At 72.4% G+C, this 22,344-nt stretch carries 16 protein-coding genes; 1 reads left to right on the top strand and 15 read right to left on the bottom strand.

What is annotated here, in order from left to right; all coding sequences use genetic code 11:
* Positions 1 to 56: 56 nt before the first annotated feature.
* The 14 genes from ACFCY1_RS37120 to ACFCY1_RS37055 form a co-directional block, all read right to left on the bottom strand.
* Entirely contained in the window at positions 57 to 890 is an 834-nt protein-coding gene (locus ACFCY1_RS37120; RefSeq protein ID WP_375877384.1) for a hypothetical protein, read from the bottom strand.
* A 71-nt stretch (positions 891 to 961) separates the two neighbouring features.
* Positions 962 to 1,768 (bottom strand): hypothetical protein, encoded by an 807-nt coding sequence (locus ACFCY1_RS37115; RefSeq protein WP_143204675.1) that lies wholly within the window; start codon positions 1,766 to 1,768, stop codon positions 962 to 964.
* Between the two features lie 123 nt (positions 1,769 to 1,891).
* A complete protein-coding gene (locus ACFCY1_RS37110) occupies positions 1,892 to 2,866 on the bottom strand; it encodes an enoyl-CoA hydratase/isomerase family protein (RefSeq protein WP_234348645.1) in 975 nt (324 codons plus the stop codon).
* Positions 2,863 to 4,134 (bottom strand): cytochrome P450, encoded by a 1,272-nt coding sequence (locus ACFCY1_RS37105; protein ID WP_117491748.1) that lies wholly within the window; start codon positions 4,132 to 4,134, stop codon positions 2,863 to 2,865. The genes ACFCY1_RS37110 and ACFCY1_RS37105 overlap by 4 nt, the downstream gene beginning before the upstream one ends.
* A 296-nt stretch (positions 4,135 to 4,430) precedes the next feature.
* Positions 4,431 to 5,819: a cytochrome P450 gene (locus ACFCY1_RS37100; RefSeq protein ID WP_074005014.1), complete on the bottom strand. Its 1,389-nt coding sequence runs from the start codon at positions 5,817 to 5,819 to the stop codon at positions 4,431 to 4,433.
* A 91-nt stretch (positions 5,820 to 5,910) separates the two neighbouring features.
* Positions 5,911 to 6,501 (bottom strand): ATP/GTP-binding protein, encoded by a 591-nt coding sequence (locus tag ACFCY1_RS37095; RefSeq protein ID WP_375877383.1) that lies wholly within the window; start codon positions 6,499 to 6,501, stop codon positions 5,911 to 5,913.
* Positions 6,476 to 6,850 (bottom strand): DUF742 domain-containing protein, encoded by a 375-nt coding sequence (locus ACFCY1_RS37090; protein ID WP_049653843.1) that lies wholly within the window; start codon positions 6,848 to 6,850, stop codon positions 6,476 to 6,478. Before ACFCY1_RS37090 ends, ACFCY1_RS37095 begins: the two co-directional genes overlap by 26 nt.
* On the bottom strand, positions 6,847 to 7,248 hold the full coding sequence (locus tag ACFCY1_RS37085; RefSeq protein ID WP_049653846.1) for a roadblock/LC7 domain-containing protein: 402 nt from the start codon (positions 7,246 to 7,248) through the stop codon (positions 6,847 to 6,849). Before ACFCY1_RS37085 ends, ACFCY1_RS37090 begins: the two co-directional genes overlap by 4 nt.
* Entirely contained in the window at positions 7,245 to 8,519 is a 1,275-nt protein-coding gene (locus tag ACFCY1_RS37080; RefSeq protein ID WP_375877382.1) for an ATP-binding protein, read from the bottom strand. The genes ACFCY1_RS37085 and ACFCY1_RS37080 overlap by 4 nt, the downstream gene beginning before the upstream one ends.
* Before the next feature lie 479 nt (positions 8,520 to 8,998).
* Positions 8,999 to 13,945, bottom strand: coding sequence for an NAD-glutamate dehydrogenase (locus ACFCY1_RS37075; RefSeq protein WP_074005012.1), 4,947 nt, complete (start codon positions 13,943 to 13,945; stop codon positions 8,999 to 9,001).
* 284 nt (positions 13,946 to 14,229) lie between these two features.
* Positions 14,230 to 15,855, bottom strand: coding sequence for an L-glutamate gamma-semialdehyde dehydrogenase (pruA, locus tag ACFCY1_RS37070; RefSeq protein WP_117491750.1), 1,626 nt, complete (start codon positions 15,853 to 15,855; stop codon positions 14,230 to 14,232).
* Positions 15,856 to 16,009: 154 nt separating this feature from the next.
* The gene (locus tag ACFCY1_RS37065; RefSeq protein WP_074005011.1) at positions 16,010 to 16,666 is read right to left on the bottom strand and encodes an HAD family hydrolase; all 657 of its coding nucleotides are present in this window, start codon (positions 16,664 to 16,666) and stop codon (positions 16,010 to 16,012) included.
* A 47-nt stretch (positions 16,667 to 16,713) separates the two neighbouring features.
* Entirely contained in the window at positions 16,714 to 17,223 is a 510-nt protein-coding gene (locus ACFCY1_RS37060) for a DUF6912 family protein (protein ID WP_049653861.1), read from the bottom strand.
* Between the two features lie 163 nt (positions 17,224 to 17,386).
* Positions 17,387 to 18,517 (bottom strand): patatin-like phospholipase family protein, encoded by a 1,131-nt coding sequence (locus ACFCY1_RS37055; protein ID WP_375877381.1) that lies wholly within the window; start codon positions 18,515 to 18,517, stop codon positions 17,387 to 17,389.
* Positions 18,518 to 18,851: 334 nt separating this feature from the next.
* On the opposite strand from ACFCY1_RS37055, the gene ACFCY1_RS37050 reads away from it, so the two are divergent.
* Positions 18,852 to 19,328 (top strand): Rv3235 family protein, encoded by a 477-nt coding sequence (locus ACFCY1_RS37050; RefSeq protein WP_375877380.1) that lies wholly within the window; start codon positions 18,852 to 18,854, stop codon positions 19,326 to 19,328.
* Between the two features lie 122 nt (positions 19,329 to 19,450).
* Here the strand turns inward: ACFCY1_RS37050 and secA are convergent, their stop codons facing one another.
* A complete protein-coding gene (secA, locus tag ACFCY1_RS37045; protein ID WP_049657305.1) occupies positions 19,451 to 22,213 on the bottom strand; it encodes a preprotein translocase subunit SecA in 2,763 nt (920 codons plus the stop codon).
* Positions 22,214 to 22,344: the final 131 nt, after the last annotated feature.

The raw sequence follows: 22,344 nt of genomic DNA, 5'->3' as shown, positions 1-22,344 counted from the left end.
CCGCCGAACCGGACGGTTCGGCGGGGCCCTCATCGACCGGTCGGACGATCAGACGGTCAGGCGCACTTGATGTCGCGGTTCACCGCGGCCATCCCGACGACCTTCCCGGCGTCCACGGTGAACTCGTACTGCCAGCCCGGCTGCCCCTCGACCGGCAGCACGTACCTGCCGCTCTTGTCCTGCTGGAGGCCCTTGGCGCCGTACGCCTGCTGGAGCGCCTCCAGGGTGGAGCCGGCGCCGATGCCCTCGGCCGTCCTCGCCTCCGCCGGGGCGGCCAGCTCGCGCAGGCCCGCCTCCGCGAAGGAGACCCGGCCGGTGGTCAGGTACGCCTTGTCCTTGGCCTCCTGCGCCACCCTCAGGTCGACCAGGGCCATCGTCGAGTCGGCGATCAGCTTGGCGGCGGCGGCCGAGTCCTTGGCCCCGGCGGCCGAGCCCGCGGCGGCGGCCGCCGCGTCCTTGGCGGAGGCGTTCGGCGGCAGGGTGCCCGCCGGGGCGGGCGCCTTCCCACTGGCCGCGTCGGCCTTGGCGCTGAGGTCCTTGTAGCGGGCCTCGGTGGCCGCCTCGGCGGCCATCCGGGCCTGGTCCGGCGCCGGTCCGCCCTTGTAGACGAAGTCCGTGCAGCCGCCGAGCAGCGAGACCGGCGACGCCTCCAGGGCGCCGGTGGCCAGCCCGGCGTCCTTGGCCATGCCCGGCTTGATCCCCTGGTACCCGGCCGCCGCGAAGGCCTCCGGGCCCTTCGTCGTGGGCGCCGCCGAGGGTGCCGCGGCGGCGCCCCCGGCCTTCGCCGAGTCCTTCTTGTCGTCGGACGAGCAGGCCGCCGCCGAGGCGGCCAGCAGTACTACCGAGATGCCCACGCCCACCGCGCGGACCATGGCCCGGTTCTTCCCCATGTCACAAACCCCCACATGATCTTTCGAGGGTCACCGTACCGAGGGTGCGGCCACGATCCACAACCGGTTTCTCAGGCGCAGTAGGTGTTGTGCTTCACCAGGGCGAGCCCGGCGACCTTGCCGTCGGCCATGGTGAACTCGTAGAACCAGTCCGGGCCGCCGCTGCCGCTCTCGGACGGGAGCTCGTAACCGCCCTCCTTGATCGGCTTGAGGTCCCTGCCCTCGTAGGCGCGCTTGAGCTCCTCCTCCGTCGAGCCGGCGCCGATGCCCTCGGCGGTGCGGGCGCCCGCCGGGGCGACCAGCTGGCGCAGGCCCTCGGTGCCGAAGTTGACCCGGCCGGTGGTCAGGAAGGCCTGGTCCCGGTTCTTGCGGGCGGGCCCGAGGAGGTCCAGGTCCTTGTAGAGCACGGCCATCTCCCGCCGCCCCGCCTCGGTCTGGTCGAGCTGCTCCCGAAGGCCCGCGAGGTACTCCTGCAGCTCCTTCGACGAGGCCCCGGACGGCGGGGACGCGAGCGGCTTCCTGGCCGCCTTGATCTCGTCGATCCTGGCCAGGGCCTTGTCGGCCTTCGTACGGACCTCCGCCTCGGCCGCCATCCGGACCGGGTCCGGCGCCGGGCCGCCCTTGTACGCGTAGTCGGTGCAGCCGTTGAGCAGCGAGACCGGCGACGGCTCCAGGGCTCCGGAGGTGAGCGCCTCCTCCTTGGTCATCGAGAGCTGGAGCCCGCGGTAGCCGGCGGCGCCGAACGGCTGCGGCGGTGTACTGGCCGCCGCCTCGGCAGCGCCGCCCCCGTCTCCCCCGCAGGCCGCCGCTCCGGCCATGACCAGCGCCGTCGTCAGTACGGCCCCGGCCACGCGCCCGCCGCGCGTCGTCCCCACCATGATCATCTCTCCTTCGTCGACCGCACACGGTAGCGAACGTGCGGGCACGATCGACAACCGGCTCCCCCCACGCACGGAAGAGGCCCGCGTCCGAGGACGCGGGCCCCTTCGCGCACGCACCGGTCAGGAGGCCGGCCCCCGGTCGGCCAGGCTCCGGGTGTAGTGGGCGGCGGCCAGGACGGAGGCCATCAGCTCGGAGTCCAGCACGGCGGCGTCGGCCAGCCGGGTGGCCGACGCGTGGGAGGCGAGCAGCGTCTTGGTGACCCGCAGGGCCGCCTCGGAGCGGCGCGTGATGGGGCGGGCCCACTCGGCCACCGCCTCGTCCAGCTCCTGCTCGGGGACGACGCGCTGCAGGATGGCGAGCTCCCGCGCCTCCACCGCGCCGACCGGGCGGCCGGTCAGGATGATCTCGCGGACCCTGGCCGCGCCGACCTCGTGCAGCAGCCGGGGCAGCAGGCCACCCCAGGCGACGGGCAGGCCCAGGGCCAGTTCGGGCAGCCGGAAGACGGCGTTGTCGGCGCCGGCCCGCAGGTCGCAGGCGAGCGCCAGGGCGAAGCCGGCACCGGTCGCCCGGCCCTGGACCCGGGCGATGGTGACGGCGGGGCTGTTGACGAGGGCGTCGCAGACCCGGCGGGCCTTGTCCCCGTAGGCCCGTATGCGGCCGCCGGTCGGGTCCTCGTCCAGGCCCGCGAGGAGTTCGTCGCGGTCGCCGCCGAGGCAGAAGTCGCGGCCTGCCGCGGAGAGCACGATCACCCGCACGGCCGGGTCGGGGACGGCGAGGAGGGCGAGGAGTTCGTCCAGCATGGCCGAGGTGACGGCGTTCCCCGTCCCCGGGCTGTCCAGCTCGACGTGGAGCACCGCGCCCCGGAGCTCGGAACGGACCGTACGGGCGGGCGCGGGTTCGGGGACCACCGCGGCCTCGGAAGCGGAAGCGCCTTCGGGAGCGGGAGCACCTTCGGGGACCGGCGGGGACTGCGGGACCGGCGCGGACTGAGGGGCCGGCGGGTACCAGCCGGTCGTCGTCGAAGGGTGCGGGACGTACGGCGGCGGCTGCATCGCGTACGGGGGGTACTGGGGAGCCTGCGGGGAGACGTTCATGCGGACACTCTCAGGGACGTCACCCGGTGGAAGACCATCCGGGGCGCGTGCTCCGGTGGGCTCACCGCCCGCAGCGTCGGGAAGCGCTCCAGCAGTTGGCCGATCAGGGCCCGCGCCTCCAGCCGGGCCAGGCCCGCGCCGAGGCAGTAGTGGGCGCCGCCGCCGAAGGTGAGGTGGGTGCCCCGGCGGAGCGGGTCGAAGGCGTGCGGGTCCGGGTTGCGGCGCGGGTCGCGGTTGGCCGCGCCGTACATCACGTGGACCATGGTGTCCTTGGGGAGGAACGTTCCGGCCAGCACGGTGTCCTCGCCCGCGACGCGGCTGTTGACGCGGATCGGCGGGTCGTAGCGCAGCGCCTCGTCGATCGCCTCGTCGATGTGCTCGGGCCGCTCCCGCAGCCAGTCCCACGTCCCGGGCGACCGCAGCAGCTGCCACACCAGCGAGGAGAGCAGCGTCGCCGTGGTCTCCAGCGAGGCGATGGTGACGAACATGGTGAGCTGGTAGACCATCCGGTCGGTGGCCTCGGGGTCGGACTCCAGCGCGTCCCAGGTGCGGATCCAGCCGGCGATCACGTCGTCGCCGTCGTTGTCGCGGCGCTCCCGGACGAGCCGGGTGAAGTACTCGCGAAGGTCCATGGTGGCCTGCTCGGAGACCGCCAGCTGGCTCTTGGTGGGCAGCAGTTCCTGGGCGTGCACCTGGTTGTGGGTCATCGTCAGGATGTGCGGGTAGTCCGCGCGGGGGATGTCCAGCCAGCGCCCGATGGTGCCGATCGGCAGCTGCTCGCTGACCACGGAGGCGAAGTCCGCCTCGCCGTCCGCCTGTATTCGCTCGGCCAGGCGGTCGAGCAGTTCGGTGGCGTCGGCCTCGATCCGCGGCGTCATGTCCCGGAGGGTGTTGCGGTCGAAGAGGCTGCCGAGGCTGCGCCGCTGCCGGGTGTGCTCGGGGGCGTTGAGGCGGGAGAGGGTGCGGCTCATCTCCTGGGTGGCGACGGCCTCCCAGCGCTCCGTCCCGGTCTGCCGCTCCTGCCAGGCGAAGTCGGGGACGAGCCAGGTCCTGCCGCGCAGGACCTGGTCGCACGCCTCGTAACCGGTGACCAGGTAGCCGCCCCAGGGCGCCGGGACGAGGTCCCCGAGCGCCCGCAGCCCGTCGTAGACCGGGCTCGGGTCGGCGAGCCCCTCGGCCGACCGCAGCCTCCGCAGCAGCGGGACGGCGGCACGGCGGTCGACCCTGCCGTCAGGGTGCTCCGACTCCGCGGGGCGGGCTTCCAACATGGCGGTCACACGGGCTCCTTCAACACGCGGGCGGGCAGTACGGCGGCGTACTACCCAGCACCAGCGCGCTCAAGCGTCGATCCGTGTTGCCCCCGTCACGTACTGCACCGTCGTCGCACGCCGTTCACCTCGCGGTGACCGAACGTCCGGTGACCGAACGGCTGGTACCCGAACGGCCCGTGACCGAACAGCCGGTGACCGAACAGCCGGTGACCGGACGGCCCGTGACCGAACGGCCGACGGCCGGGCGGCCCACGACGGCGGGTCGGGCCGGGGAGCCCGGAGCCCGGGACGCCTCAGACCCGGAAGACGTCCAGGAAGGAGCTCCACCAGCCCTTCTTCTGCGGGGCCCGGGCCGGACCGGCGGCGGCCTGCGGGTACGCCTGCACCTGCTCGGCGGCGGCCTGCGCGGGCGCGGGAGCGGGGGCGGTGTCCGCGCCCACGGCCGGCCCCGCGGTGCGGGCGGCCACCGGGCTGAACCGCACCGGCAGCGAGACCAGGCCGCGCTGGAACGGGCCCGGCCGCCACTCGACGCTCTCCGCGGGCACCGCGAGCGTGACGTCCGGGAGCGCGTTGAGCAGGCACTCGATCGCGCTCAGGGCGATCAGCTGGGCCGGGGACTTGGCCGGGCAGGCGTGCGGGCCGGCGCCCCAGGCCAGGTGGGCCCCCTTGCTGAGGGTCAGTCGGGCGTCGGTCAGCACCGGGTCGCTGTTGGCGGCGGCGAAGCTGATCACCACCGGGCTGCCGGCGTCCATCGGGACGCCGCCCAGGTTGAGGTCCTGCATCGGGTAGTGCGTCGCGTAGTTGGCGATCGGCGGGTTGTTCCACAGCACGTCGTCGAGGGCGTCCTCGATGCGCAGTCCGGCACCGCCCTCGCCGGACAGCAGCAGGAGCAGCGCGTTGCCGATGAGGTTGCGCTCGGGCTCGACGCCGGCGCCCATCAGCATGACCAGCTGGTCCTTGAGCTCCTCGTCCCGCAGCCCGGCCGGGTGCTGGATGAGCCAGGAGGTGATGTCGTCGCCCGGCTGGCGGCGCTTCAGCGCGACCAGGTCCATCAGGCAGGAGGTCAGCTCCTCGTTGGCCTGGATCACGTCGAGGCCGTCGAAGAGCGCGGACATGCTGCGGGTCAGCCGGTCGCCGATGTCGGCCGGGCAGCCGAACAGCTGGTTGAACAGCAGCAGCGGCAGCAGCTTGGCGTAGTCGTTGAGCAGGTCGGCCCGGCCCAGCGCGCTGAACTGGTCGATCAGGTAGCCGGCGATCCGCTCGACGTGCCGGTTGAGCCGGTTGTCGTTGAGCCGGTCCAGGCTCTCGGTGACGGCCTTGCGCAGCCGCAGGTGCTCGGCGCCGTCCGTGAAGAGGCAGTTGGGCCGGTAGAACATCATCGGCAGGACGGGGCTGTCCATCGGCACCCGGCCCTCGTTCAGCGCCGCCCAGCGCCGCGAGTCCCGGGCGAACATGCCCGGGTTCTGCAGCACCCGCAGCGCGGCCTCGTGCGAGGTGACCAGGGTGGCGTCCACCCCCGGCGCCAACTCCACCGGCGCGGCCGGGCCGTTGGCGCGCAGCTTGTCGTAGACCGCGCCGGGGTCGGCCGAGAACATCTCCCCGTAGAGCGGCGTGCTCACGCCGGCGTGCATCGGGCAGCCCGGCGGAGGCGACTGCGGTACGGGTCGCTGCAGAGATTCCATGGGTCGTTCCTTGGAGGAGGCCCCGGGCGGGTGCGGGACCCGGGAGACGTGAGGGGAGGAAGGCGTGGGGGAGGGAGGAGCCGTGGGGAGGTCAGGAGGCGCGGTCGAGCAGGTGCCGGACGAGCGTCAGCAGGGCGTTGGCCGAGGAGCGCTGGTCCCGCGCGTCGCAGAACACCACCGGCGTGTGCGGCAGCAGGTCGAGCGCCTCGCGCAGCTGGTCCTCGGTGTACCCGCTCTCCCGGTCGAAGCTGTTGACCGCGACCGCGTACTCCAGGCCGTACTGCTCGATCAGGTCGATGACGGGGAAGGTGTCCGCGAGGCGGGTCGGGTCGGCCAGCAGCAGCGCCCCCAGCGCCCCCCGCGCCATGTCCTCCCAGAGCTGCATGAACCGCTGCTGGCCCGGCGTACCGAACAGGTACAGCACCAGGTCGTCGCCGAGCGTCAGCCGACCGAAGTCCAGGGCGACGGTCGTGGTCTTCTTGTCCGGCACCCCGCGGAGGTCGTCGACGCGGATGGACGCCTGCGTCATGCTCTCCTCGGTGCTCAGCGGGGCGATCTCCGACAGGGCCCCGATGAGCGTCGTCTTGCCGACCGCGAAGTGCCCCACGACCAGGATCTTGACAGCGGTCGTCACCGCGCCCGGGACGTAGATGTCCTCAGGCGAACCGGCGTTGAAGTCCATGCAGTACCTTCTCTAGAAGTCTCGGGTCCGGGGCCTGGGCCGGGGGCGGGGCCGACCGCCGCAGCAGCCGCCCCTCACGGATCAGGTCCGTCAGCAGCAGCCTCACGACCCCCACCGGCAGCTCCAGCCGGGCCGCGACCTCGGCCACCGAGAGGTAGCCGCCGGAGCACAGCTCCCAGATCGCCCGGGTCTCCGGGCTCGGCAGCGCGGGGAGGTCCTGCTCGGGCGCGATGGTGACCAGGGTGATCAGAGACAGGTCGTCCGCACTCGGTAACGCGCGCCCACCGGTGATGACGTAGGAGCGGATGAAGCCGCCGGAGACCCGCTGTTCCTCGCCGCCGGTCGTCATGAGCCGCTGAGCGTGCTCTGGCGCGGCGCCGCCGACATCGCCCGTCCGAGCGCGCCCACCTGCTGCTGCATCCGGAAGGACATCGCCTCCATGTCGACGTCGGGAGCGGTGGAGGCGGCCAGGTACGCGCCGCTGCCGGCCGCGATCAGGAAGATCCAGCCGTGGTCGTACTCCAGGAGGGTCTGGCGCCAGACCCCGGCGCCGCCGCCGACGAACGGGGCGACCGCGCGGCTCAGCGACTGCATCGAGCTCATCGCGGCGGCGTTGGTCTCCGCCTCGTCACGGCCGATCTCGCTGGACCGTTCGAGCAGGAGGCCGTCGGCGGAGACGAGGATAGCGTGCCGGGCGCCCGGTACCTGGAGTACGTCGTTGAGCACCCAGGAAAGATCGCGGCTCACTGGATCTCGGTTCCTTCCGTGGTCATGGTGTTGCGCCCGGACAGCGTGCCGCGCTGGAACGCGCCGAGGCGGGACGGCGTGTACTGGCCGGTGCCCCGCGGATCCTCGGCCCGACCGGGACCGGGCTCCTGCGGGGTGGGGACGACCGACACGGGACGCTGGCGGCGGCGCCGGGGCAGCAGTCCGTCCGCGGTCGTCTCCGGTCCCGCCGTCGCCGCGTACGGCGTCGGCACCGGGGCCAGGGGCGCCGTCGGCTCGGACAGCGACACGAGCCGCTGGCCGGCACCCGGCGCCCAGGCCTGCGCGGGCTGCTCCACCGGCGCGGCCTGGTAGTCGGTGTGCTCGGCGACGGGCGGGGCCGCGACCTCGCTGCTCAGCAGCTCGGCCGGCAGCAGCACCACGGCCCGCACGCCCCCGTACGGGGAGACGGAGTCGACGGAGACCCGGAAGCCGTAGCGGGCGGCCAGCATGCCGGAGACGGCGAAGCCGAACTTCGGGGGGTTGCCCAGGCTGGTGAGGCTGATCGGCGCGCCCGGGTTCAGGAGCAGCGACGCGCGGTCCTTCTCCTCCTGGCCCATGCCGAGGCCGGCGTCGTCGATGATCAGGCAGACGCCGGTGGGGACGGCCTGGACGCTGACCTCCACCGGGGTGTCCGGGGCGGAGTAGTTGGTCGCGTTGGCGAGCAGCTCGGACAGCACGACGGCGACCGGCTCGACGACCTTGCTGGCGAGCGAGACGCTGACCCGGGAGTGGATCCGCACCCGGTCGAAGTGCCGGATCCGGCCCTGGGCGCTGCGGACCACGTCGAAGACCGAGGCGACGCTCTCACGGCGGCCCAACCAGCCGCCGCAGAGCACCGCGATGCCCTGGGCACGCCGGCCGAACTGGCTGTTGGTGTGGTCGATCGTCATCAGGTCGGCGAGGATCTGCGGGCTGTCGCCGTACTTCCGCTGCACCTTGTCGATGACGATCTGCTGCTCGTCGGCCAAGCCCTGCAGCGTCCGCATCGCCGCCTTGAGGACGGCCTTGGTGTCCTCCTCGGCGTCCCGGCGGACGGCCGTCAGCTCGGAGGCGTGCTGGCCCTGCAGGCGGTCGTGCAGCACGGCGAGTTCCTCGCGCTGCCGCTGTGCCAGGGCGCTCTCCTCCTCCAGCGAGGCGTTGCGCCGTCGCAGGGCGAGGTTCGTCCGGCGGGCCTGGAGGGCCGCTCCGACGGATACGAGCATCACCACGATGAAGACCCAGAAAAAGGGTTCCTGCACAAATGACGTCATGAAACTCTCTTCAGGTGGCATCGCGTGGGGCCGGTCCGGGCCCCGGAACGCGAATGGGACTGGCGGCCTGAACCTCTCCGAAAGGCACCCGATGTCACACCACATCGAAGTGCGTTCCGGTACGAGACCTGCGGCGACGCCTATCGCGGAGTCAGCCTACTGCACCTCATGCCATGTCAGAACAGATAGCAAAAAGGGCAGTTGGGGCGAAATTCCACGACTTGCTGGGAACTCTGACAAGAAATGGCGGCATTCGTGACGCCGCGTTAACCATAGGGACACATCCCGACCACACTTCGATTCGCGCGCAGCGTGATTCCGCTGTCACGCTCCGGAATTGACGGACCTCAGGACGGACCTCCGGACGACCCTCGGCGCGACTTCTCCGGAGGGCCGTCGGACGGCCCTCCGGGCGGGCGGCCGGACATGCGGAAGGGGCCCGCGTCCGTGGACGCGGGCCCCTCCGGTACAGCCGTCCGTCAGCGCATCGAACCGGTGCGCAGCAGGGTGCGGATGACGCGCATCGCGACCGAGAGGCTGGACAGCTCGTAGTTGTCCGAACCCCTTATGTCGTCGAGGGTGCTCTTGGCGCGGTTCAGCAGGGTCGCGTTGAGCTCGGCCCAGGCGGTGTACCGCTCCTCCGGGGTCGCACCCTCGGGGCCGCAGGCCAGGATGTCGGCGGTCAGCGCCGCGTGCGCCGCGAAGAGGTCCTCGCGGATCGCGGCCCGGGCCATCGACGACCAGCGGTCGGTGCGGGGCAGCTCGATGATGCGGTCGAGCAGGTGCGAGATCTGGAGCCGGTCGCCCAGGTCGTAGTAGAGGTCGGCGACCTCGGCGACGTCCTTGCCGGAGCGGTCCGCGACCTCGGCGACGTCCAGGGTCGGGAAGACCGAGGAGAGGCCGGCGATCCGGGTGGCCAGCTCCTCCGGCACCCCGGCCGCGGCGAGCTCGCCGTAGATCGACTCGAACCAGGTCAGGTCCTCGCCGCGGAGCGGCTTGGGCAGCGACGCCCAGACCTGGTTGACCCGGTCGTGGAAGAACTCGATGGTGCCGGCGATGTCGAGCGGCTGGCGGCGGTTGTTGAGCATCCACCGGGTGGCGCGCTCGACCAGGCGCCGCGAGTGCAGCCGCATCTTGGTCTGCACCCGGGCCGGGACCTTGTTGTCCAGGTCCTCGATCTCGGCCCAGATCGGCTCCAGGTCGAAGACGGCCCGCGCGGCGGTGTGCGTCCGGGCGATCTCCTCGTAGGTCGCGCCGGTCTCCTCCTTCAGGCGGAAGGCGAAGGTGCAGCCACCGCGGTTGATCGTGTCGTTGACGATCAGCGTGGTGATGATCTCGCGGCGCAGCGCGTGGTTGTCGATCGCGTCGGCGAACCTCGCCCGCAGCGCGGTCGGGAAGTACTCGTGCAGCGAGGTGCGGAAGAACGGGTCGTCCGGCAGCTCGGTGGCCAGCAGCTCCTCGGCCAGGATGATCTTGGTGTAGGCGAGCAGGACGGACATCTCGGGCTGCGAGAGGCCGCGGCCGTTCTGCTGGCGCTCACGGATCTGGCGCTCGGCGGGCAGGAACTCCAGCCCGCGGTCCAGCCGGCCGGCCGACTCGAAGCGGCTGATCATCCGGGCGTGCACGTTGACCATGCTGTGCGCCTGGGCGACGGCGTTGGCCAGCACCACGTTCTGCGCGTAGTTGTTGCGCAGCACCAGGTGGCCGACCTCGTCGGTCATCTCGGCCAGCAGGACGTTGCGCTGCTTGACCGTCATGTCGCCCTCGGCGACCACCTGGTTGAGCAGGATCTTGATGTTGACCTCGTGGTCCGAGGTGTCCACACCGGCCGAGTTGTCGATCGCGTCGGTGTCGATCCAGCCGCCGGTGCCCTCCGGGCCGCCGGTGGCCGCGTACTCGATGCGGCCGAGCTGGGTGCAGCCGAGGTTGCCGCCCTCGCCGATGACCCGGGCCCGGACCTGCTCGCCGTTGACCCGGATGGCGTCGTTGGACTTGTCGCCCACCTCGGCGTTGGTCTCGGTGGAGGCCTTGACGTAGGTGCCGATGCCGCCGTTCCAGAACAGGTCGACCGGGGCCTGGAGGACGGCCCGCATCAGCTCGGCCGGGGTCAGCTTGGTCGCCGACACGCCGAGGGCGGCGCGGACCTGCGGGGTCAGCTGGATCGACTTGGCGCTGCGCGGGAAGACCCCGCCGCCGGCCGAGATCAGCGACCGGTCGTAGTCGTCCCAGGAGCTGCGCGGCAGCTCGAACAGGCGGCGGCGCTCGGCGTACGAGGAGGCCGCCTCCGGGTTCGGGTCCAGGAAGATGTGGCGGTGGTCGAAGGCGGCGACCAGGCGGATGTGCTCGCTGAGCAGCATGCCGTTGCCGAAGACGTCGCCGGACATGTCGCCGATGCCGATGACGGTGAAGTCCTCGGTCTGGGTGTCGACGCCGAGCTCGCGGAAGTTGCGCTTGACCGACTCCCAGGCGCCGCGGGCGGTGATGCCCATGCCCTTGTGGTCGTAGCCGGCCGAGCCGCCGGAGGCGAACGCGTCGCCCAGCCAGAAGCCGTAGGACTCGGCGACGCCGTTGGCGATGTCCGAGAAGGTCGCGGTGCCCTTGTCGGCGGCGACGACCAGGTAGGTGTCGTCCTCGTCGTGGCGGACCACGTCGGCCGGGTGCACGACCTCGCCGCCGACCAGGTTGTCGGTGATGTCGAGCAGCGCCGAGATGAAGGTCTTGTACGAGGAGACGCCCTCGGCCAGCCAGGCGTCGCGGTCGACCGCCGGGTCCGGCAGCTGCTTGGCGACGAAGCCGCCCTTGGCGCCGACCGGGACGATGACGGTGTTCTTGACCATCTGCGCCTTGACCAGGCCCAGGATCTCGGTGCGGAAGTCCTCGCGCCGGTCGGACCAGCGCAGACCGCCGCGGGCGACCTTGCCGAAGCGCAGGTGGACGCCCTCGACCTGCGGCGAGTAGACCCAGATCTCGAACGCCGGGCGCGGGGCCGGCAGGTCCGGGATGGCCTTCGGGTCGAACTTCATCGACACGTAGGAGTGCCACTCGCCGGAGGCGGCGTGCTGGAAGAAGTTGGTCCGCAGGGTGGCCTTGATGAGGTTCAGGAAGGAGCGCAGGATGCGGTCCTCGTCCAGCGAGACGACCTCGTCGAGGGCGCCGGACAGCTCCTCCAGGATGCCCTCGGTCAGCTCCAGGGCGCCCGCGCGGTGGCTCGGGCTCAGCCGGGCCTCGAACAGGTTGACCAGCAGCCGGGTGGAGTGGGTGTTGTTGCGGAGCGCGTCCTCCATGTAGTCCTGGGAGAACGTGGAGCCCGCCTGGCGCAGGTACTTGGCGTACGCGCGCAGCATCATCGCCTGGCGCCAGGTCAGCCCGGCGGTCAGCACCAGCTCGTTGAAGCCGTCGTTCTCGGCCTTGCCGGTCCAGGTGGCGGCGAAGGTCTCCTGGAAGCGCTCGCGGGCCTCGTCGGTGAGCTCGGTGGCCTCGCGCAGCTTCAGGCCGAAGTCGTAGACCCACGCGGTGCTGCCGTCGGAGCGGCGCAGCGCGTACGGGTGCTCGTCCAGCACCTCGACGCCCAGGCGCTGGAGCACCGGCAGGACCTCGGTCAGCGAGATCGGGCCGCCGACCCGGTAGATCTTGAAGCGGCGCTCGTCGTCGCCGGCGCCGACCGGCTGGTACAGGTTCAGGCGGAAGTCGCCCTCGCCGTGCAGCGACTCGATCTGCTTGATGTCGGCGACGGCGGTGCGCGGCGGGAAGTCGGCGCGGTAGCCGTCGGGGAAGGCGTTGGCGTACTTGTGGCCGAGCTCGGCGGCCCGCTCCTCGCCCAGCTCGGTGTGCAGCTGGTCGTGGAAGCCGTCCATCCAGAACCGGGCGGCCTCGGCCAGGCGGTTCTCGATCCGCTCGATGTCCGTGTCGCTGAGGTGCGGCAGCGCGGTGCCCGGGGCGACCCGGACGACGAAGTGCAGACGGGTCAGCACCGACTCGGTGGCGTACACCGTGTAGTCGATGGTGGCGCCGTTCAGCTCCTCCTTGAGGATGTCGGTGATCAGCAGCCGGATGCGCGTGGTGTAGCGGTCGCGCGGCAGGTAGATGAACGCCGAGAAGTAGCGCCCGTACTCGTCCTGGCGCAGGAACAGCCGCAGCTTGCGGCGCTCCTGGAGGTAGAGCACGCTCGTCGCGATGGAGAGCAGCTCGGAGGCCGGGGTCTGGAAGATCTCGTCCCGCGGGAAGGTCTCCATGATCTGGAGCAGGTCGCGGCCGTCGTGGCTCTCGCTGGAGAAGCCGGAGTCCTCCAGCACCTCCTGGACCTTGCGGCGCACGACCGGGATGCGGGTGACCGACTCGGTGTAGGCGGCGGAGGAGAACAGGCCGAGGAAGCGGCGCTCGCCGACCGGCTCGCCGGCGGCGTTGAACTTCTTCACGCCGACGTAGTCCAGGTAGGCCGGGCGGTGCACGGTGGACCGGCTGTTGGCCTTGGTCAGGACGAGCAGCTTCTTCTCGTGGGCCTTGGCGCGCACCGGCGCGGAGAGCCGGCCGAAGGCCTCGCTGACGGCGTGGTGGGCGTCGTCGTGGCTGTGCGGGTCGGAGCGCAGGATGCCGAGGCCGGTCCCGGCGACGGCCTTGAGGACCTCCTCGCCCTCGTGCTCGACCAGGTCGTACTCGCGGTAGCCGAGGAAGGTGAAGTGGTCGTCGGCGAGCCAGCGCATCAGCTCCCAGGCCTCGCCGACCTCCTGCTCGGGCAGGCCCGCCGGGGGCTCCTCGGCCAGCTCGTCGGCCAGGCGCAGCGCGCTCTCGCGCATCTTGCCCCAGTCCTCGACGACCTCGCGGACGTCGCCGAGCACGCGGCGCAGGTCGGCCTCGATGGCGCGCAGGTCCTCGCGGTCGGTCTCGCGGTCGACCTCGATGTGCATCCACGACTCGACGGTCGCGTCGGCGGGCCACTCGGTGCCGGCGGCCTGGCTGCGGGAGCAGGCGTCGACGTCCAGGATCTCCAGCAGCTTGCCGGTGATGTCGCGGCGGACGACCAGCTGGGGGTGGATCACGACGTGGATCGCGCGGTCCTGGCGGGACAGCTCGTTGGTGACGGAGTCGACCAGGAAGGGCATGTCGTCCGTGACGACCTCGACCACGGTGTGGCCGCAGGACCAGCCGTTCTCCTCGACCGAGGGGGTGTGGACCCGCACCTCGGCGGTGCCCTGCGGGCGCTTGAGGCCCAGGCGGTAGTGGGAGGCGGCCGCGCCGTACACGTCGACCGGGTCTCTGTCGACCAGGTCGTCGGGCGCGGTGTGGAGGTAGTAGTGGTGCAGGTACGCGGTCAGAGCGCCGTTGCTCAGACCCTCCCCCGGCGCCGCTCCCCCCACCTGGCTGTTCTCAGCGGCTGCGGCTGCCTTCTTGAGCAGTTCGGCCTTGGCTGCGTCCAGCTTGGTCTGCATGACTTCTTGGCTCCTGTCGCGCGCCGTTGCGTGACTCGGTGGTGTGTGGATGTACACCGACGGGTCACCGCAATCCTGCCGCACCATCCGACTGAAAGGGGCTCATGGCACGCATGAAACGCCCTCCCAGCGGGTAGGACGTTCCGTTCGTCCTGCAGCCACCCGACGACGCCAGCCAGCCTAACCGGATCAATCGAAGGTGGACAGGGACAGGTCGGCGCAAACCCGCAGGAAGTCGGGTCCGTCCTGGACAGCATGTCCAAACCGGAGCCCGGTGTTCACTCTCAGCCCATGTGCGGGTGGCCGTGGTGGGTCGGCGGGACGAAGGTCTCCTTGATCGACCGGGCCGAGGTCCAGCGCAGCAGGTTCTGCGCGGCGCCCGCCTTGTCGTTGGTGCCGGAGGCCCGGCCGCCGCCGAAGGGCTGCTGGCCGACCACCGCGCCGGTCGGCTTGTCGTTGATGTAGAAGTTCCCCGCGGTGAACCGCAGCTCCTCGACGGCCTGCGCGATGGCGTAACGATCCTGCGCGATCACCGAGCCGGTCAGGCCGTACGGGGCGCCGGCGTCGACCCGGCGCAGCACGTCGTCCCAGCGGGAGTCCTCGTAGACGTGGACGGCGAGGATCGGACCGAAGTACTCGGTCCGGAAGATCTCGCCCCGGTGGTCGGAGGAGACCAGCACGGTCGGCCGGACGAACCAGCCGATCGCGTCGTCGTACTGTCCTCCGGCCGCCAGTTCGATCGTCGGATCGGCCTTCGCCCGATCGATGGCGTCCCGGTTCTTCTCGAAGGCGCGCCGGTCGATCAGGGCGCCCATGAAGTTGGACAGGTCGGTCACGTCGCCCACCGCGAGCGCGTCCACCTCGGCCAGGAAGTCGTCCTTGATCCGCTGCCAGAGGCTGCGCGGCAGGTAGGCGCGGGAGAGCGCCGAGCACTTCTGGCCCTGGTACTCGAAGGCGCCGCGGATCAGCGCGGTCCTCAGGATCTCCGGGTCGGCCGAGCGGTGGGCCAGCAGGAAGTCCTTGCCGCCGGTCTCGCCGACGATCCTCGGGTACGTGCGGTAGCCGCCGATGTTGGCGCCGACGGTCTGCCACAGGGAGCGGAAGGTGGCGGTGGAGCCGGTGAAGTGCAGCCCCGCGAACGCCGGGTCGGCGAGCACCACCGGGGAGACCTGGAGGCCGTCGCCGGTCACCAGGTTGATCACCCCGGGCGGCAGGCCGGCCGCCTCCAGCAGCCGCATCAGGTGGTACGCGGCCAGGGTCTGGGTCGGCGCGGGCTTCCAGACCACGGTGTTGCCCATCAGCGCGGGGGCGGTCGGCAGGTTGCCGGCGATCGCGGTGAAGTTGAACGGGGTGACCGCGTAGACGAAACCTTCCAGCGGGCGGTGGTCGGTGCGGTTCCACACGCCGGGCGAGGAGATCGGCTGGTCCGCCAGGATCTGCCGGGCGAACCCCACGTTGAACCGCCAGAAGTCGATCAGCTCGCACGCCGAGTCGATCTCCGCCTGCTGCGCGGTCTTGGACTGGCCGAGCATGGTGGCCGCGTTGAGCGTCTCCCGCCAGGGCCCGGCCAACAGGTCGGCGGCGCGCAGGAAGACCGCCGCGCGGTCGTCGAAGGAGAGCGAGCGCCACTGCCGGCCGGCGGCCAACGCCGCGTCCACCGCCGCCCGGGCGTCCTCCCGGGTGGCGTTGCCGAGCACGCCCAGCTTGGCGGCGTGGTGGTGCGGCTGCACCACCTCGATCCGCTCGCCGCCGCCGAATCGCTGCTCGCCGCCGATCGTCATCGGCAGCGGGACCTGCTCGGCCGCCAGGTCGTCCAGCCGCCGCACCAGCCGGTCCCGCTCCGGACTGCCGGGCGCGTACGCCCGCACCGGCTCGTTGACCGGGACCGGCACCTCGGTGACTGCGTCGATGGGCATGGCGGGCTCCGTCCTGGGGCTGGTCGGGTGTGACACCAGCCTGACCAGCCGGGGCGCGATCCGCCCGCTCAGACACGCGGACGGCGGACGTGGCGCCCGCCACGTCCACCGGTATCCCGTCCGGCCCGTTCCGGACGGGCCCCGGGGTTCAGCCCGTGATCCGGCCCGCCAGCTCGACCGCCTCGGCCAGGCTGTCCACCACCGGGACGCCGACCGGCTCCAGCTTCTCCCGGGTGTGCGAACCGCCGGTGTAGAGCACCGCGTGGGCGCCCGCGCCCAGCGCCGCCAGGGCGTCGTCCGCGGCGTCGCCGATCAGCACCGTACGGGCCGGGTCCACCCGCTCGCCCAGCGCGGCCAGGTGCCGGGTCAGGTGCTCCGCCTTCTGGCCGCCGGACGGGCCGCTGCGGCCGTCCACCCGCAGGAAACCGCTGCTCAGGCCGAAGGTGTCGACCAGCGGCACCAGCTTGTCGTGCTCGTACATCGACAGCAGCGACTGGCTGTTCCCGGCCTCCCGCCAGCCGTCCAACAGCTCGCGCACGCCCTCGGTCAGCCCGCAGGACGGGCTGAGCTCCCGGTAGCGGTCGTGGAACGCGTCGTCGAGCCTCAGCCACTCCTCCGCGGAGGGCGTCCGGCCGAGCAGGCGCTGGTAGAAGCGGGGAATCGGGATCTCGTACTGCTCGCGGTACTCCTGGAGCGTCATCGGCCCGACGCCGATGGTCGCGAACGCGGCGTTGCTCGCCCCGAGCACGGCCTCCATGTCGTGGAAGAGCGTGCCGTTCCAGTCCCAAACGATGTGAGTGCGCACGGGGTGAAACGGTAACCCGGCCGGGTGACACGCCGGTAGGGCGGAACTCACCCGAGCAGGGAGGGGATCTCCTGGGTCGCGAACCAGAGCAGGTCGTGGTCCTCGGCGCCGTCCACGGTGAACTGGGCGTCCTGGTCGCCGGCGTCGGCCGCGGCCACCGCCGCCACCGCCGCCGCGACGTCCGTGACCACCTCGTCGTCGGACACGTCGGCGTGCACCGCGGCCGCCTTGGCCAGCCGCACCGGGCCGGCCAGCACCACCCGGCCGAGCGAGGCCTGGTCCTGGTACTCGTCGCCGGGGAACGGCCGCACCGACCCGTCCGCCACGTCCAGCGCCACCACCACCCGGCGGCGCGGGGCCCCCGGGTCGGCGGCCAGCAGCCGCAGCGAGGACTGGGCGGCCCGGTTCAGCGCCGCGTACTCCAGCTCCTCCAGGTCGTCGCTGACGTACCACTCGCGCAGCGCGGGCGTCACCGCGTACGCGGCGGACTGGTCCAGGGCGCCGCCCTCGTGCGCCGCCGCCAGGCCGGCCAGGGTGGTGGGCACGTACACGCGCATCGGGGGCACTCTCCGGTTCGTCCAGCGGGGTTCGTCCAGCAGCACAGTCTCCAGCGCCCCAAGAATAAGCGCCGCCGGGCCGCCCGTGATCACCCCTGGTCCGGGGGCGGGCGCCCGCGGCCGGGGCCGGCTGGGGCCGGGCGGTGCCCGTGCCGGGCCCCCGCTAGGCCCGGAGCGCCTCCCGGCTGGTGCGCAGGGCGCTCTCCAGGACGGCGCCGCGGCGGGCCGGGTCCATCATGTTCGGGCCCATCACCGCGAGGTCCGCCAGGGTCGGCGCGAGCAGCCGCACCCGGACGCCCTCGGCCCGCAGCTGGGCGGCCTCGCGCAGCAGCTGCCGGGTGACGGCGTGGCGGTAGCGGCTCACCAGCTGGGCGAGCACGCCGCGCGGGCGGTCCCGGGCGCGCCACTCGCGCAGGGCGACCAGGGTGTCGCGGCCGCCCCCGAGCCGGCCCTCCCGGCCGTCCTGCCCTTCCCGGTCCTCCCGGCCCCGCCGCCCGGCCCGCCCCGGCCTCGGGTCCAGCCGCAGGGCCATCGGGGCGAGCACGTACACCTCGTCCAGCCCCCGGCCGAGCATCAGGTCGGCGTTGGTGGCGGACCAGCAGCCGCCGTCCACGTACGCCGAGCCGTCCAGCCGCACCGGCGCGAACCAGCCGGGGATCGCGCAGGAGGCCATCACCGCGTCGGGCACCGGGACGGCCGGGGCGTCCGGGTCGCCGAAGACCACCCGCCGGCCGCTGCGGTAGTCCACGGCCACCACCCGCAGCGGCGATCCCCCGCCGCCGGGCTCCGGCCCTCCCCCGTCGCCGAGCAGGCCGCGCACCAGCTCGCCGACCGGCGCCAGCGAGCCGCGGCCGTGCGGCGCGATCGCCGAGACCATGGTCAGCAGCGGGTACTCGCGCGGGTGCCGGACGGCGTCCCGCAGCAGGCCGGGCGAGCCGATCCCGGCCCGGGGGCGGGGCGGCAGCGCGCCGCCGACGGCGGTGTCGTAGTCGAAGGCCGTCCCGGACAGCGGCCCCTCGGTGATCGGCAGGCCGCGCTGGTGGTCGCGCAGCTGCTCGGGGCGGACGCCGCCGGCCAGCATCGCGGCGAGGATCGCGCCCGCCGAGGTGCCCAGCAGGACGTCGGCCCCGCCCGGCTGCCGCCCGGTGGCCTCCTCGACGGCGCACAGCGCGCCGACCGTCCAGGCCGCGCCGAGCATCCCGCCGCCGCCCAGCACCACGCCGTACCGCGGCACGCCTTCGCCGGCGGGCGGGGCGGTGCCCGCGGCCGCCGGGGCCGCCACCCGTGTCGTCATACCGGCCGTCCCTCGTCGTGGGAGCCCGGCGGTCCGCTCCCGGTCAGGCTCCGATGGTGCGCGCCGCGCCCGTACGGCGCAATGCGGCGGCCGGGCGCCGCCACCCGGTCCGCCCAGCCGGAGCGTCCCCTTTTGGACCGTACGGCCCGTCCCCGCACGTCAACCGGGCGCCGTCGGACGGCCCCTCCGGCCCGGCGCCGCACAGGCCGGTTCCCCCGGATAGGTGAACTCGGCGGCCCGTCCCGGCCGCCCCGGAAACCCGTTGCCGCCCCGCGCGGGACGCCCCCAGCCTGGACCCGTCCGTACCCGCACCACCCAGCCGAGGAGCCACCCCGTGACCGTCCGGTACAGCGCCCACCCCGCCGCCCGCCCGTACCGCCGTCCGCGTGACGCCGGCGGCTGCGAGCCGGCCGGCCGCCGCCCGCGCCACCCGCGCGCCGCCTGCACCGGCGCCCCCGGGCCGGGCTCGGGGCCGAACGCCGGGCCGGGCTCCGGAGCCTTGGCCGCCCGGTTCGCCCGCCAGCTGGTCGAGGTGCTCACCGGCGCCCGGCCCTCCGGCCAGCTGATGCGGCACACCAGCCTGGACGGCTACGGGCAGCTCGCCTCGCTGGTCCGGGCCGGCGCGCTGCGCCGCGGCGGCCCCGCCGACCGGCCCCGGCTCGGCCCGGTGCACGACCGCTCGCCCTCACCCGACGCGGTCGAGGCCTGCGTGCGGGTCGACCTCGGCCGGCGCCACCACATGGTGGCCTTCCGGCTGGAGCAGCGCGGCCCGGCCGGGCAGTGGCAGTGCACCGCCGTGGAGGCCCGGTGAGCGCCCCGCCGCGCGCCCGTCGGTACGGACCACACGCCCGGCGGTACGGAACGGCGCAGGGCGCCGTCCCGGTCCGGGAACGGCGCCCTGCGTGGCGTCCTGGCTGGTGGCCGGCGGCCGGCTCAGCCCTTGCGGCGGCGGCCCTTGGCCGACTTGGCGGCCTTGCGGCGCTCGGCGCGGGTCATCCCGTCGCCCTCGTCCTCCGGCGCGAGGTCGTCGAAGTCGCCCTCGATGACACCGCCGCCGACCTCGTCCGAGGGGGCCGTGTAGTGCAGCCGCTGCGGCTTCGGGGCCTCCAGGCCCTTGGCCTTGATCTCCGGGCGGGCGGCGTCCTTCTCCAGCTTGTCGAGCGCCACCTGGGCGTCCTCGACCGGGACCTCCTCGACCTGCTGCTCGACCTGGACCTCCAGGTTGAACAGGTAACCGACGGACTCCTCCTTGATGCCCTCCATCATCGCGGTGAACATGTCGAAGCCCTCGCGCTGGTACTCGACCAGCGGGTCGCGCTGCGCCATGGCCCGCAGGCCGATGCCCTCCTGGAGGTAGTCCATCTCGTAGAGGTGCTCGCGCCAGCGGCGGTCCAGCACCGACAGCACGACCCGGCGCTCCAGCTCGCGCATGATCTCCGCGCCCAGCTGGTCCTCGCGGGCGCCGTACTGGCCCTGGATGTCCTCCTGGACGGACTTGATCAGGAACTCGGGGGTCAGCCCGGCCGGGCCGCCGGCCTCCTCCTCCAGCTCCTCCAGGTCCAGGGTGACCGGGTAGAGCTGCTTGAGCGCGGTCCAGAGCTTGTCCAGGTCCCAGTCGTCCTCGAAGCCCTCGCCGGTGGCCGCGCGGACGTACGCCTCGACGGTGTCGTCCATGAAGTGGCCGACCTGCTCCTGGAGGTCCTCGCCCTCCAGCACCCGGCGGCGCTCGCCGTAGATGACCTCGCGCTGGCGGTTGAGCACCTCGTCGTACTTGAGGACGTTCTTGCGGATCTCGAAGTTCTGCTGCTCGACCTGGGTCTGCGCGGAGGCGATGGCGCGGGTGACCATCTTGGACTCGATCGGCACGTCCTCGGGGACGTTGGCCATCGAGAGCACGCGCTCGACCATGCCGGCCTTGAACAGGCGCATCAGGTCGTCGCCCAGCGACAGGTAGAAGCGGGACTCGCCCGGGTCGCCCTGACGGCCGGAGCGGCCGCGCAGCTGGTTGTCGATCCGGCGGGACTCGTGCCGCTCGGTGCCGAGGACGTAGAGGCCGCCGGCCTCCTTGACCTCGTCCTGCTCGGCCTTCACCGAGGCCTTGGCCTTCTCCAGCGCGGCCGGGAAGGCGGCCTCGTACTCCTCCGGGGTGTCCGTCGGGGTGAGCCCGCGCTGCGCCAGCTCGGCCGCCGCGAGGTGGTCGGAGTTGCCGCCCAGCATGATGTCGGTGCCGCGGCCGGCCATGTTGGTGGCGACGGTGACGGCGCCCTTGCGGCCGGCCTGCGCGACGATCTGCGCCTCGCGCTCGTGGTGCTTGGCGTTCAGCACCTCGTGCGGGATGCCGCGCTTGCGCAGCTCCTGCGACAGGTACTCGGACTTCTCGACCGACACGGTGCCGACCAGCACCGGCTGGCCCTTCTCGTGCTTCTCGGCGATGTCCTCGACCACGGCGGCGAACTTGGCCGGCTCCGACTTGTAGATCAGGTCGGGCTGGTCGATGCGCAGCGGCGTCTTGTTGGTCGGGATCGGCACCACGCCGAGCTTGTAGATCTGGTGGAACTCGGCGGCCTCGGTGGTGCCGGTACCGGTCATGCCCGCGAGCTTGTCGTACAGGCGGAAGAAGTTCTGCAGGGTGATGGTGGCCAGGGTCTGGTTCTCGTTCTGGACCTCCACCCCCTCCTTGGCCTCGATCGCCTGGTGCATGCCCTCGTTGTAGCGGCGGCCGGCCAGGATGCGGCCGGTGTGCTCGTCGACGATCATGACCTCGCCGTTCATCACGACGTAGTCCTTGTCCCGCTTGTACAGCTCCTTCGCCTTGATGGCGTTGTTCAGGAAGCCGACCAGCGGGGTGTTCACCGACTCGTAGAGGTTGTCGATGCCCAGGTAGTCCTCGACCCGGCTGACGCCCTCCTCCAGGATGCCGACCGTGCGCTTCTTCTCGTCGACCTCGTAGTCCCGGTCGATCTTCAGGCGCAGCACCAGCTTGGAGAAGTCGGCGTACCACTTGGTCGCCTGGTCCGCCGGGCCGGAGATGATCAGCGGGGTACGGGCCTCGTCGATCAGGATCGAGTCGACCTCGTCGACGACCGCGAAGTAGTGGCCGCGCTGGACGAGTTCGTCCTGCGACCAGGCCATGTTGTCGCGCAGGTAGTCGAAGCCGAACTCGTTGTTCGTGCCGTACGTGATGTCCATCCCGTACTGGCGCTTGCGCTCGGCGGGCGTCATGTTGGCCAGGATCACGCCGACTTCGAGGCCGAGGAAGCGGTGCACCCGGCCCATCCACTCCGAGTCGCGCTCGGCGAGGTAGTCGTTGACGGTGATCAGGTGGACGCCCTTGCCCGTCAGCGCGTTCAGGTACGCGGGCAGCGTGCCGACGAGGGTCTTGCCCTCACCGGTGCGCATCTCGGCGACGTACCCGTGGTGCAGCGCGGCGCCGCCCATGAGCTGGACGTCGTAGTGCCGCTGGCCGAGCACGCGCTTGGCGGCCTCACGGACGGTGGCGAACGCCTCGGGGAGGATGTCGTCCAGGGTCTCGCCGTCCGCGAGCCGCTGCTTGTACTCGTCGGTCAGTGCGCGCAGCTCGGCGTCGGTGAGGTTGACGAAGTCCTCTTCGATGGAGTTGACCTGGGCGGCAATCCGCTGCAGCTTGCGAAGGATCTTGCCCTCGCCGGCGCGCAGGATCTTGTCGAAGACGGACACGATGAGCGGGCTCCTTGCCTGTATTGGCACTGGACGACTGCACGGCGGGTCCACCCCACCGCACGGGCCATCGTATGCGAGGAGTCCAACCCCCCGGGAGGTGCGTCAGCACGGTATTCCCGTGTCACCCT

The sequence above is a fragment of the Kitasatospora sp. NPDC056273 genome (genome assembly GCF_042268845.1).
GTDB lineage: Bacteria > Actinomycetota > Actinomycetes > Streptomycetales > Streptomycetaceae > Kitasatospora.
This window is presented reverse-complemented; position numbering and strand designations above follow the sequence as displayed.

Bases quoted from the DNA above. Each gene is read 5' to 3' on its own strand.
- ACFCY1_RS37055 (WP_375877381.1), bottom strand. From the start codon at position 18,517: ATGACGACACGGGTGGCGGCCCCGGCGGCCGCGGGCACCGCCCCGCCC.
- ACFCY1_RS37120 (WP_375877384.1), bottom strand. From the start codon at position 890: ATGGGGAAGAACCGGGCCATGGTCCGCGCGGTGGGCGTGGGCATCTCG.
- ACFCY1_RS37095 (WP_375877383.1), bottom strand. From the start codon at position 6,501: ATGGACTTCAACGCCGGTTCGCCTGAGGACATCTACGTCCCGGGCGCG.
- ACFCY1_RS37090 (WP_049653843.1), bottom strand. From the start codon at position 6,850: ATGACGACCGGCGGCGAGGAACAGCGGGTCTCCGGCGGCTTCATCCGC.
- ACFCY1_RS37075 (WP_074005012.1), bottom strand. From the start codon at position 13,945: ATGCAGACCAAGCTGGACGCAGCCAAGGCCGAACTGCTCAAGAAGGCA.
- ACFCY1_RS37080 (WP_375877382.1), bottom strand. From the start codon at position 8,519: ATGACGTCATTTGTGCAGGAACCCTTTTTCTGGGTCTTCATCGTGGTG.
- ACFCY1_RS37100 (WP_074005014.1), bottom strand. From the start codon at position 5,819: ATGGAATCTCTGCAGCGACCCGTACCGCAGTCGCCTCCGCCGGGCTGC.
- ACFCY1_RS37060 (WP_049653861.1), bottom strand. From the start codon at position 17,223: ATGCGCGTGTACGTGCCCACCACCCTGGCCGGCCTGGCGGCGGCGCAC.
- ACFCY1_RS37115 (WP_143204675.1), bottom strand. From the start codon at position 1,768: ATGGTGGGGACGACGCGCGGCGGGCGCGTGGCCGGGGCCGTACTGACG.
- ACFCY1_RS37105 (WP_117491748.1), bottom strand. From the start codon at position 4,134: ATGTTGGAAGCCCGCCCCGCGGAGTCGGAGCACCCTGACGGCAGGGTC.
- ACFCY1_RS37110 (WP_234348645.1), bottom strand. From the start codon at position 2,866: ATGAACGTCTCCCCGCAGGCTCCCCAGTACCCCCCGTACGCGATGCAG.